General features: G+C 69.2%; 10 protein-coding genes. 4 read left to right on the top strand and 6 right to left on the bottom strand.

Going from position 1 to position 11,651, the window contains the following annotated elements:
- Window positions 1-401, bottom strand: a 401-nt coding sequence (locus D7V77_RS14645) for a TIGR02266 family protein (RefSeq protein WP_120576903.1), incomplete at its 3' end; no start/stop codon positions are given.
- Between the two features lie 164 nt (window positions 402-565).
- Here D7V77_RS14645 and guaB point away from each other — a divergent pair.
- Window positions 566-2,023 (top strand): IMP dehydrogenase, encoded by a 1,458-nt coding sequence (guaB, locus tag D7V77_RS14640; protein ID WP_120576899.1) that lies wholly within the window; start codon window positions 566-568, stop codon window positions 2,021-2,023.
- 94 nt (window positions 2,024-2,117) lie between these two features.
- Here guaB and D7V77_RS14635 read toward each other — a convergent pair whose 3' ends face one another.
- Window positions 2,118-2,705, bottom strand: coding sequence for a hypothetical protein (locus D7V77_RS14635; protein WP_120576902.1), 588 nt, complete (start codon window positions 2,703-2,705; stop codon window positions 2,118-2,120).
- Window positions 2,706-2,829: 124 nt separating this feature from the next.
- Between D7V77_RS14635 and guaA the strand changes: the two genes are divergently transcribed.
- Window positions 2,830-4,383: a glutamine-hydrolyzing GMP synthase gene (gene guaA, locus D7V77_RS14630; RefSeq protein ID WP_120576898.1), complete on the top strand. Its 1,554-nt coding sequence runs from the start codon at window positions 2,830-2,832 to the stop codon at window positions 4,381-4,383.
- 11 nt (window positions 4,384-4,394) lie between these two features.
- On the opposite strand, the gene D7V77_RS14625 is transcribed toward guaA, so the two are convergent.
- The 4 genes from D7V77_RS14625 to D7V77_RS14610 form a co-directional block, all read right to left on the bottom strand.
- On the bottom strand, window positions 4,395-5,159 hold the full coding sequence (locus tag D7V77_RS14625; RefSeq protein ID WP_120576897.1) for a phytanoyl-CoA dioxygenase family protein: 765 nt from the start codon (window positions 5,157-5,159) through the stop codon (window positions 4,395-4,397).
- Between the two features lie 41 nt (window positions 5,160-5,200).
- A complete protein-coding gene (locus tag D7V77_RS14620; protein WP_120576896.1) occupies window positions 5,201-6,181 on the bottom strand; it encodes a DUF2268 domain-containing putative Zn-dependent protease in 981 nt (326 codons plus the stop codon).
- 86 nt (window positions 6,182-6,267) lie between these two features.
- On the bottom strand, window positions 6,268-8,361 hold the full coding sequence (locus D7V77_RS14615) for a S46 family peptidase (protein ID WP_120576895.1): 2,094 nt from the start codon (window positions 8,359-8,361) through the stop codon (window positions 6,268-6,270).
- A 199-nt stretch (window positions 8,362-8,560) separates the two neighbouring features.
- Window positions 8,561-9,337, bottom strand: coding sequence for an AraC family transcriptional regulator (locus D7V77_RS14610; RefSeq protein ID WP_120576894.1), 777 nt, complete (start codon window positions 9,335-9,337; stop codon window positions 8,561-8,563).
- Window positions 9,338-9,443: 106 nt separating this feature from the next.
- Here D7V77_RS14610 and D7V77_RS14605 point away from each other — a divergent pair, with 106 nt between their 5' ends.
- Both D7V77_RS14605 and D7V77_RS14600 read left to right on the top strand, forming a co-directional pair.
- Window positions 9,444-10,271, top strand: a complete 828-nt coding sequence (locus tag D7V77_RS14605; protein ID WP_169820330.1) for an MBL fold metallo-hydrolase — start codon at window positions 9,444-9,446, stop codon at window positions 10,269-10,271.
- A 33-nt stretch (window positions 10,272-10,304) separates the two neighbouring features.
- On the top strand, window positions 10,305-11,627 hold the full coding sequence (locus D7V77_RS14600) for an amidohydrolase family protein (RefSeq protein ID WP_120576892.1): 1,323 nt from the start codon (window positions 10,305-10,307) through the stop codon (window positions 11,625-11,627).
- Window positions 11,628-11,651: the final 24 nt, after the last annotated feature.

Raw genomic sequence — 11,651 nt, 5'->3', positions numbered from 1 at the left:
GAGGTGTATAAGAGACAGGGCACGGAGAAATCGGCGGGGCCCACGCCGTTGGGCACGGGCGGCACGTCCGACTGGGCGTGCGGGAGGATGGCGACCGCGGCGTCCAGGAACCGGCGCGTCGGGGGATCCGCCTCTCCGAACTTCAAGCCCATGCCGGAGATGCCCTGGCCCTGCTGACCGGTGACGAAGTGGACGATGGCTGCCGTGTAGAGGAGCCGGTCGCCGCTTGCCAGGCGGAGGTCCAGGGTAACGGCCGTGCCTGGGGGGCGCACGGCCTTGGCGCGCAAATAGATGCCGCCCCGGGTGATGTTGCCCCCGTATTTCGCGAGGAACTCCTCGGGGGTGGCGAAGGGCAGCTTCACCACCAGCCCGACCGCCCCCGCTTGATTCAATTCCGCCAAGGCCCGGTCCAAGTCCCAATAAGTGTTGGTGGGACGCCGAGTATCACCTGAAGTCCCCGGGAACGAGCGGCAAAAAACCTTCTTCCGTTGCGCGGCAGCCGCGCAAACCGTATGGACACGCACCCGCCGGGCGCTGGTGCCCCGCGGGGCCTCCGGGAGCCCCCATGTTGAACCCCGATATCCGGCTGGCCCTCACCTTCGACGACGTGCTCCTGCTGCCCGGTGAGAGCGCCGTCACCCCGCGTGATGCCGACCTCACCACCCGCCTCACCCGCAACATCCGGCTGAACGTTCCTCTGCTGTCCGCCGCCATGGACACCGTGACGGAGGCGCGCACCGCCATCGCCATGGCCCAGGAGGGTGGCATCGGCGTCATCCACAAGAACATGACGCCCGAGCAGCAGGCCCTGGAGGTCCTCAAGGTCAAGAAGTTCGAGAGCGGCATGGTCGTGGACCCCATCACCATCGAACCCAAGGCGCCGCTCGCCCGCGCCCTGGAGTTGATGAAGATGCACGGCGTGTCCGGCGTGCCCGTGGTGCAGGGCAAGCGCCTGGTGGGCATCCTCACCAGCCGCGACGTGCGCTTCGAGAAGAACTTCTCCCAGAAGGTCGAGGACGTGATGACGACGAAGCTCGTCACCGGCCGCGAGGGCATCACCCAGGACGACGCCCAGAAGCTGCTGCACGAGCACCGCATCGAGAAGCTCCTCGTCGTGAACGAGGCCTACGAGCTCAAGGGCCTCATCACCATCAAGGACATCGAGAAGCGCCTCACCCACCCGTTCGCCGCCAAGGACGCCAAGGGCCGCCTGCTCTGCGCCGCCGCCGTGGGCGTGTCCGCGGACCGCGAAGCCCGCATCGACGCGCTGGTGAAGGCGGGCGTGGACGTCATCGTCGTGGACACCGCGCACGGCCACTCGAAGGGCGTCATCGAAGGCGTGCGCGACACGCGCAAGAACTTCAAGGGCTTCGATCTCATCGCCGGCAACGTGGCCACCGCGGAAGGCACGCGCGCGCTGATTGAAGCGGGCGTGGACGCGGTGAAGGTGGGCATTGGCCCGGGCTCCATCTGCACCACCCGCGTGGTGGCCGGCGTGGGCGTGCCCCAGGTGACGGCGGTGGACGACTGCGCCCGCGAGGCGGACAAGCACGGCGTGCCCATCATCTCCGACGGCGGCATCAAGTACTCGGGCGACATCGTGAAGGCGCTCGCCGCGGGCGCCAGCTCCGTGATGATCGGCTCGCTGTTCGCCGGCACGGAAGAGTCCCCCGGCGACGTCATCCTGTACCAGGGCCGCAGCTACAAGAGCTACCGGGGCATGGGCAGCCTGGGCGCCATGAAGCAGGGCGCCAAGGACCGCTACTTCCAGTCCGACGTGGAGGCGGTGAAGCTGGTGCCGGAAGGCATCGAGGGCCGCGTCCCGTACAAGGGCACGCTCTCCATGAACGTGCACCAGATGCTGGGCGGCATCCGCAGCGGCATGGGCTACGTGGGCTGCGCCACCATCGAGGAGCTGCGCACGAAGGCCACCTTCACGCGCATCACGTCCGCCGGGCTCAAGGAGAGCCACGTGCACGACGTCATCATCACCGAGGAAGCGCCCAACTACCGGATGGAGTAGGGCGTCAAATCGCCCCAGAGCCTCACCGTCACCGGGAGGCTTCGGGGCAGGGGAGTCTCCCCCGGTCAGAGCGCCGGGGGAGGACCGCGGGGGACTACTTGCCGCGACGCTTGCCGCTGCCCGTGGACGTGTCCTCGGCGGGTGCGACCGTGGCGGACACGCGCTTCTCCGCCGAGTTCACGCTCTGGAGGAGCGACTCGCGGTCGTCCGGGTCCAGCGTCTCGATGGCCTTCTTCAGGGTGCCGAAGTCCAGGCGGGCCACCGTGACGGTGTTTCCACCCTTGATCTCCTGCACCGTGGGTACGGCCACCAGCTCACGCAGGTAGGTCTCGAACTCCACCCGGACGTCCGCGGTCTGCTGGATGCAGGCGTCCTTGGCGTTGACCAGGTTCTGGCTGCCCTCGCGGTAGCTCAGGTCCGGGTTGCGGGACATGGCCTCCTCGAAGGTGTGGGTGCGGTCCTTCAGGGAGGAGTACAGGTTGACGTAGTCCACCAGCCGGTCGGACTCCGGACGGTTCACGTCCCGGGCCTTGTTGAGGGGCGCGGAGGTGTCGTCACAGGTGAGCTTGGACAACGCCTCGACCCCGGGCGCGTCCTTCACCGCGACGCTGCGGGTGTCACGCTCCAGACGCTCGTCGGAGGTGATCTCCTTCACGCACCCCGAGGCGGACAGGAGGAGCATGGCTGCTGCAGTGGAAGCGGACAGGCGGCGCACGAACAATTGACGGCCTTTCAGCGTTGATTTCCCGAAGTTTGTAGCGATAAGGGCCCCCACCCGTCAACGACGCCCCCTGGGAGAATCGCCGGTGGACCTGCACTCCGAGAAGATCCTGATCCTTGATTTCGGGAGCCAGTACACCCAGCTCATCGCCCGCCGTGTGCGCGAGCTGGGCGTCTACTGCGAAATCCACCGCCCGGACCTCCCTGCCGCCGACATCCGGCAGTTCGCGCCGAGGGGCATCATCCTCTCCGGCGGGCCGGCGTCCGTGGAAGCGCCCGGCTCCCCGCGCTGCGACCCCTTCGTCTTCGAGGCCGGCGTCCCCGTCCTGGGCATCTGCTACGGCCTCCAGCTCATCTCCAAGCTCCTGGGAGGCCGCATCGACCGGGGCGCCCACCGTGAGTTCGGCAGCGCGGCGGTGGAGGTCCTGAGCGCGCGAGGCCCCTTCGCGGAGTTCCGCCCGGGCGACCAGGTGCAGGTGTGGATGAGCCACGGCGACCGGGTGGACGAGCTGCCGCCCGGCTTCGAGGCCATCGGCCGCAGTGGCAACTCGCCCTTCGCGGCGGCGGCCCACAAGACGAACCCCTGGTACGGCTTCCAGTTCCACCCGGAGGTGGTCCACACGCCGCAGGGCAAGGCCATGCTGCGCGCCTTCCTCTTCAACGACTGCAAGGTCTCCGGCTCGTGGACGATGAAGGGCTTCATCGACGAGGCGGTGGAGACCATCCGCAAGCAGGTCGGTGAAGAAGGCCGCGTCATCTGCGGGCTGTCCGGCGGCGTGGACAGCTCCGTGGCGGCGCTGCTGCTGCACCGGGCGATTGGCCCCCGGCTCCAGTGCATCTTCGTGGACAACGGTGTGCTGCGTCAGGGCGAGCGGGCGCAGGTGGAGGCGCTCTTCGTGGACCGCTTCCACGTGCCGCTGAAGACGGTGGACGCGCGCGAGCGCTTCCTGTCGAAGCTGGCTGGCGTCACGGATCCGGAGCAGAAGCGGAAGATCATCGGCCGGGAGTTCATCGCCGTGTTCGAGGAGGCCTCGCGAGACGTGCAGGACGCGGGCTTCCTGGCGCAGGGCACGCTGTACCCGGACGTCATCGAGTCCGTGTCCTGGAAGGGCCCGTCCGTCACCATCAAGAGCCACCACAACGTGGGCGGCCTGCCGGAGCAGATGAAGCTCAAGCTGGTGGAGCCCCTGCGCGAGCTCTTCAAGGACGAGGTCCGCGCCCTGGGCCGCGAGCTGGGCCTGCCGGACGAGATGGTCTCCCGTCAGCCGTTCCCGGGCCCGGGCCTGGCCATCCGCGTGCTGGGCGAGGTGAACGAGAAGCGCCTGGACCTGGTGCGCCGCGCGGACGCCATCGTGCAGGAGGAGATCCACAAGGCCGGCCTGTACAAGGAAGTGTGGCAGGCCTTCGCCGTATTGCTGCCGGTGCAGAGCGTGGGCGTGATGGGCGACGAGCGCACCTACGAGTCCACCTGCGTGCTGCGCGCCGTCACCAGCGTGGACGGGATGACGGCGGACTGGGCCCGCATCCCGTTCCCCATCCTGGAGAAGATCTCCTCGCGCATCACCAACGAGGTGCGCGGCATCAACCGCGTCGTCTACGACATCTCCTCCAAGCCGCCCGCCACCATCGAGTGGGAGTGAGGCGGTAGGACTCAGGTGACAGCGCGCCGGATGGCTTCCTCCACCGGCGACGTGTCCTCCGGGAGCCGGGCCAGGCTCAGGGGCTCCCGGGGCAGCAGTGGCGGCTGCGCCATGAAGCGCGGCCGCGTTCCTTTGTGGGGTTGGGCCGAGTGCACGAGGAAGGGGTGGCACAGGTACACCGTGCCCGCCGTGCCCGTGGCCAGAACTTCCTGCCGGTGGGCGGACTCCGCGAAGCCGTTGGCCGCGAGCTGACGGAGCGTGAGGCCCGCTTCGCCCGCGGGGCCCAGCAGCCGGGCGATGTCCTGGTGCGAGCCCACGCGGATGCGGGTGGGCGCGTCGTCCTCGCCCACGTCGGAGAAGAGGAAGAGCATCAGCAGCGCGCGGCCCTTGGAGGCGACGTTGGCGCGCCACTCCATGAAGTCCGGCTTGTCGAAGTCGAACCCCACGTCGATGTGCCACCCCGCGTCGCCCGGATCCTCCGGAGAGGGGAAGCGCACGGGGAACGTGCCCATCGCCCCGAGCGGCAGCCACCGCCCGGCACCGACGAGCTCGTCGTACGCCGCGTGCAGCACGGGCGTGTTCGCCGCGTCCACGAAGGGCTTCTGGGTGTACATGCCCAGGCGGATGACGGGGCGGGTCCAGGTGGCGGGTTGGTCCGGGTCACACCCCGTGTCCCGCCAGAGGAGGGCCCGGGCTTCGTCCGCGACCTCCCGGGGGAAGGCCCCGTCGATGCGAAGGTACCCGTCCCGCATGAACTGCTCGGCGCGCGCGTCCATCTGTCTCCTGTCCCCGGGGGAAGTGCCGGGGCGCCGTGACTTCACTCCAGGTAGCCGCTCTCCCTGACAAAGGTCTTCACCGCGGCGGTGTCCGCGTAGTCCAGCTCGATCATCCGCTGGAGCGCCGCCTGCTTGTCCGGAGCCTTCGCATGGTAGGCGCGAGCGATGGCATAGCCCACGTAGTAGCCCAGGTCCGCCACGCCGTCCGCGTTGTCCGGGCCCGACCAGAGCCACGGGGAGAAGCGCGTCGAGTCCTGGGCCTCGCGGAACCGTTCGCGCAGCTCCGCGTCGTGCTGGGGTCCGTAGGTGACGTAGGCCAGCGCGGGCAGCCGGCCGGTGACCTGCTCGGCCACGAAGTCCGCCACGCCCTCGTAGACGATCCAGTCCACCAGCACGTCCGCTGGGGCCTTCTGGCGCGTGTGCACGGCCTCGTGGGCGATGAGCAGGTCCAGGCCTTCATGCGGGCGGCTCTGGAAGTAGGCGCCCAGGCCCGCGCGCAGCTTCGGCGGCAGCTCGGACACGTCCACCCGCGCGTCGCCGGTGGCCAGCTCCGCGCCCAGGAGCACCCGGCCGTCCAGCGCGGTGCCGCTGGAGTTGAGGGCGCCCACGGTGAAGTACACCTCCGCGCTCCCCAGCCGGGGGTAGAGGGCCCGGAAGCGCTCCAGCGTGGGGGCCACGTGGGCCACGGCGTCCCGGGCGCGCGACGTCAGGGGACGGACCGACTCCCAGAACCGGGGGTAGTCGCGGATGGCGTCCACGTAGCCCTGCGCCGTGTAGCGCCTGGCGCGCATGAAGCTGTGCAGCCCCGGCGTGCCCCGGTCGACGTAGAGCGCCTGGAACCGGGCCAGTTGCTCGGATGGATCCGTCGTGGCCCGCACGGCGTCGTAGGCCTCCCAGAAGTGGTCCACGTCCACCGTGGAGACCACGTCCTGGACCGTGGCGGGCGCCGGCTCCACGGGCTGCCTCGCGGCGCAGGCCGGCAGCGCGAGGGCGGCGGCGAAGAGGGCAGGGCGGAGGCGCATGGAGTTCCTGGAATGGGGATGAACGAAGAGGCTGCCCGGAGCGAACCGGGCAGCCTCTGGGGTGCTTCAGGAAGCCAGTGGGAAGACTACCCCGCCGGGTTCGCCTTCACCGGCGCGACCTTGGTGCTGCCGGGGCGCAGCTCTTCCAGGACGCGGTTGGCGCCGTAGATCTTCTGGAGCGCCTCGATGATGGCTTCCGAGTGCACGGCCACCGTGCGGTTCACGGACTCGTCGAAGCCGTACTCGCCGCCCAGCGACTGGATGTTGCCGTCGAACACCAGGCCGACGACCTCCTGGTTCTTGTTCAGCACGGGCGAGCCGGAGTTGCCGCCGATGATGTCGTTGGTGCTGACGAAGTTCATCGGCGTGGTGCCGGTGATGACCTTCTCCGACTTCACCCACGACTTGGGCAGCGCGTACGGCTCCTGGCCCGTGGCGTGCTCGAAGGTGCCGGACATCTGGGTGATGGGGGCGACCTGCTGGCCCTCATCCGTGTAGCCCTTCACGGAACCGAAGGACACGCGCGGAGAGAAGGTCGCGTCCGGATACTGGCTGGTGCCGTAGATGTCGAACTTCGCCTTGGCGACCAGCTCGCTGTTCTTCTTGATGATGGACTCGACGTCGTCCTCGAACTTCTTGCGGATGGCGCGGGCGTCCGGATCCGCCAGCAGGGCCAGCTGGACCATCGGGTCCTTGGACGCGTCCACGGCCTTCTTGCCGCCGTCCCAGAGCGCCTTGCGGGCCTTCGGGTCCTTCAGCGTCGTGCCCTTCACCACGCGGGTGGCGAGTTGCTCCGGGGACTCCTTGCCCAGCACCTTCTTCACGAACGGGTGCTTGGCGCCCAGCTCCTCACGCATCTTGGTGAGGCCGAACGTCAGGCGGGCGATCTCCAGCTCCGGGTAGATGGGCGCGGGGCTGAAGAGCTGCGCCTTGAGCGCGGTCAGGTTGGCGTCGTTGAACTCGCGCAGCCGCTGGCCGTTGTCCTTGGGCAGCTCGTCGCCGGCGCGCACCAGCGCCCGGGCGGTGTGGAACAGGCCGGAGGACAGCCCATTGCCCTGCTCGAGGAAGTTCAGGTCCTTGCGGAGGGTGATCAGCTGGGCCTCCGCCTTGGCGATCTCGTCCCAGGCGGCGGCGTACTTCTTCTTCAGCTCGGGGTTCGCGTCGACCTTCTTGCGCAGCTCCTGCTCCGCGGCGACCTTGGAGGCGAAGAACTTCTTGTCGAGCAGCGCCTCGTGGCGGCCCTTGGACGCCTTCAGGCCGTTCTCCACGCCGAACAGGAGGTTGCTGGAGATGCGCTTCTGCTCGGGGCCGCGCTTCTGGAACTCGGTGAGCATGCCGCGCAGCTCGGAGAGGTACATGAGCGTCTTGGGCAGGGAGACGTCGCGGGTGTACTCCAGCTCCGCGATGGTCAGCGCGCGCGAGGTGCGGCCCGGGTTGCCGGCCACGAACGTGAGATCGTTCTCCTTCGCGCCGCCCTCGGACCACTTGAAGTAGTCCGGCGTCTTCACCGGCTGCTTGTCCTGATAGACGCGCACGAACGTCACGTCCAGGTCGTAGCGGGGGAACTCGAAGTTGTCCGGGTCACCGCCGAAGAAGGCGATGGCGTGCTCCGGGGCGAACACCAGGCGCACGTCCTGGAAGCGGCGGTACTTGTACAGGTTGTACTTGCCGCCCTGGTACAGCGTGACCAGGTCGCAGCGCACCTTGTCGTCGCCGTTGGAGCAGGCCTTCTCCACCTTGGACATCTCGGCCTTCAGCGTGTCCGAGTACTGCTTGCCGGTCAGCGACGCGGTGGCCTTGTTGAGCTGCTCGGTGACGTCGGTGATCTCGACGAGCTGGTTCACCTCCATCGCCGGGCACTGCTTCTCCTCGGCCTGCGCCTTCGCGTAGAAGCCGTTGGCCAGGTAGTCCTGCTTCGCGGTGGACAGCTGCTCGATGCAGCCGCGCGCGCAGTGGTGATTGGTCATCACCAGGCCGTCCGGCGACACGAAGCTGGCGGAACAGCCGCCGGCCAGACGCACCGCGCCCAGGCGGAGCTTGTCCATCCACTGCTGATCCGGCTGGAAGCCGTACTTCTCCTTCACCTTGGCGGCGGGGAAGTTGTTGTACGTCCACATGCCTTCATCGGCGAGCGCCGGAGCGGCACCCACGAGGGCGGCGATGACGACCAATCGCTTCATTGAATGGGATCCTTTCGGGCCGCGGGACAGAACTCCGCGGGGACGGGGCGTTTGTGAGGGATGGCCCAGCGTCGGTCAAGCTGGGAAAGCGCCCACGCCCACCGCAGAACGTCCGAGCGCCCAAACGATTCCCTGGGAGGCTCACCGGGCAGGCGCTTTCCCCACCCGCCGGGTCCCGACGCAGCGCGTCCGGCCCCGCTCAGGCGGCCCGTGCGCGCACCCACGCGCCCGGCGTGGTGCCCAGGACGGCCCGGAAGTCCGCGATGAGGTGGGCCTGATCGTAGTAGCCCGCACCGGCGGCGATGCTTCCCCAGTCCGGCCGTGCCCCCTGGGCGGTGGAGGCCTGGAGCGCGCGCTGGAAGCGCACGATCCGGGCGTAGGACTTGGGTCCCATGCCGAGCACGTCGTCGAAGGCGCGCCGCAGGTGCCGTTCGCTCACGCCCAATGTGCGGGCCAGATCCGCGACGCGAGGGAGTTCCCCGGCGTCGGTGAGCAGGCGGATGCCTCGCCGCACGAGGTATGCGGCGGCCGGTTCGTAGACGTCGTCCCGGTGGAGCCGAGCCACGAGCGCGGCCTCGAGCGTACGCAGGCGGGCCTGGGGGGAGGGAGCTTCCGCGAGCGCTTCGCGGAGCCGGGCGCCGTCCGCCTTGCCCCAGAGCGTGTCGATGGAGAGTGACCGGTGGGCCAGCTCCGACATGGGCAGGCCGAAGAACGGGTACGCGCCGCCGGGCTTGAACTGGATGCCCAGCGTGTCGGGCGGAACCTCCGACGGCGCCTTGCGCACCACGTGTTCCCGGGGGCCCAGGGCGTGAACGTCACAGGTGGTGGAGGTGACGCGGATCACCAGCTCCACGGTGCCGTCTGGCACGCGGACGTAGTCGCCCGAAGAGGGACCACGCCAGAGCACGCGCACGCGCTGGACGAAGCGGGACAGGTCGGCCCGGGGGGCCAGCGCGTTGTCTGCCAGGGTGGCCATGCGGGAGGAAGCATGGGACGGACGGACCCTCGCTTCAACCCGGGCCCCGGGCAGGATGGCCGATTCCTCCAATCGGGCAGCGGGCCCGGTCCGTACCTTGCCGGACATGCGAATCCATCACCTCAACTGTGGAACCCTATGTCCCGCCAGTGCCCGGTTCGTCACGGGCTCGGGCGGCCTGTTCGAGCGGGCCCGGATGGTCTGCCACTGCCTGCTGCTGGAGACGTCCCGGGGGCTCGTGCTCGTGGACACGGGCCTGGGGACCCGGGACGTGCAGGACGCGCAGGGGCGTCTGGGACAGCGCTTCGTGAGACGGAACACGCCCCGGTTGGACCCGGCGGAGACGGCGCTGGCCCAGGTGGAGCGGCTGGGCTTCCGGCGCGAGGACGTCCGGCACATCGTGCCCACGCATATGGACCTGGATCACGTCGGCGGCCTGTCGGACTTCCCGGACGCCCAGGTCCACATCTTCGGAGACGAGCACGCCGCGGCGGTGGTGCCCCCTGTGGCGGGCGCGAGGCACGGCTACAAGCCGGTGCAGTGGGCCCATGGACCGAAGTGGAGCCGGTACGCGGTGGAGGGTGAGCGCTGGTTCGGCTTCGAGGCGGTGCGGCTGATTCCAGGCCTGGACGCCGAGGTCCTGCTGGTGCCGCTGACGGGCCACACCGCGGGCCACTGCGGCGTCGCGGTGAAGGGGCCCGGAGGCTGGGTGCTGCACGCGGGGGACGCGTACTTCAGCCACCATGAAGTGAACCCGGTCGCGCCGCGAAGCCCGTGGGGCCTGGCGCTGTTCCAACGGCTGTTCTCCGAGAACAACGCCGTGCGGCTCCAGAACCAGGAGCGCCTGCGAGGGCTGGTGCGCGCACACGGGCACGAGGTGAAGGTGTTCTCAGCGCACTGCGCCGTGGAGTTCGATCGGATGCACGCGGGCTGAGGCAACGCGGCAACGCGGTAGCATGGCGGGACCTTGCGACGTGCTCTGCTCTTCGGCTCCCTCCTGTGGTCGCTGTCCTCCGCATCCGCCGCTGAACCCGCTCGGGTCCAGGTGCTGAAGGCCGCCCGCCTGTTCGATGCGAAGGCGGGGAAGATGATCACCCCGGGCGTGGTGGTGGTGTCGGAGGGAAGGGTGGTGGGCGTGGGCCCGAAGACGCCCGTGCCGGAGGGCGCGAGCATCGTGGACCTGGGCGACGCCACGTTGTTGCCGGGCTTCATGGACGCGCACACGCACATGACGGTCGAGCCCGGTCCGGACTGGAGAAAGGACCTCATCGACGGGTTCCAGCGCACCATCCCTGAGCAGACGCTGGACACGCTGCCGTGGGCCCGAGCGACGCTGATGGCCGGCTTCACCACCGTGCGAAACCTGGGCGCGGAGGACTTCATCGACGTGGGCCTGCGCAACGCCACCGCGCGCGGCATCGTGGTGGGGCCGCGCATCCTCGCGGCGACGTCCAGCCTGAGCTCTACGGGCGGGCACTGTGACTACGGCAACTCGTTCCGCAAGGGACTGCTGGCCCAGGACGCCAGCCGCGGCGTGGCGGATGGCCCGGATGCGCTGCGCGCCAAGGTGCGCGAGAACGTGAAGTACGGCGCGGATGTCATCAAGGTCTGCGCCACGGGAGGCGTGATGAGCCTCAACGCGGATCCGGACGCGCCGCAGTTCACCCAGGCGGAGCTGGACGCGGTGGTGGACGAAGCGCACGCGCACCGGCGCAAGGTGGCCGCGCACGCGCACGGCGCGGAAGGAGCGAAGCGGGCCATCCGCGCGGGCGTGGACTCCATCGAGCACGGCACGCTGATGGACGATGAAGGCGTGGCGCTGATGAAGCAGAAGGGCACCTGGTACGTGCCCACGGCCTTTGCGTTCTTCGGAATCAAGGAGCTGGCGGATCAGGGCAAGCTCCCGCCGGACACGGTCGCCAAGCTGCGCGCGGTGGACCGGCGGAGGGAGCATGTGCTGCGCAAGGCGATCTCCTCGGGCGTGCGCATCGCCTTCGGTACGGACGCGGGCGTGTTCGCCCACGGGCGCAACGCGGAGGAGTTCGCGCTGCTGGTGCAGGCCGGCCTGACGCCCGCGGAGGCCCTGCGCACCGCGACGGTGAACACGGCGGAGCTGCTCGGGGTGTCGGACAAGCTGGGGACGTTGGAGCCGGGGAAGCTGGCGGACGTGGTCGCCGTGCCGGGCAATCCGCTCCAGGACATCCGAGTGACGCAGAAGGTCTTCTTCGTGATGAAGGAAGGCGTCATCCACCGCGACGACACAGCGACCGGTTTACGCACCGCGCCGTAAGGTTCACGGTCCGGAACGCCGGGC

Origin of the sequence: Corallococcus sp. CA041A, from assembly GCF_003612075.1 — a bacterium.
Lineage (GTDB): Bacteria > Myxococcota > Myxococcia > Myxococcales > Myxococcaceae > Corallococcus > Corallococcus exiguus.
The sequence above is the reverse complement of the archived record's forward strand: the minus strand, read 5'-3'. Positions and strand labels throughout refer to the sequence as shown.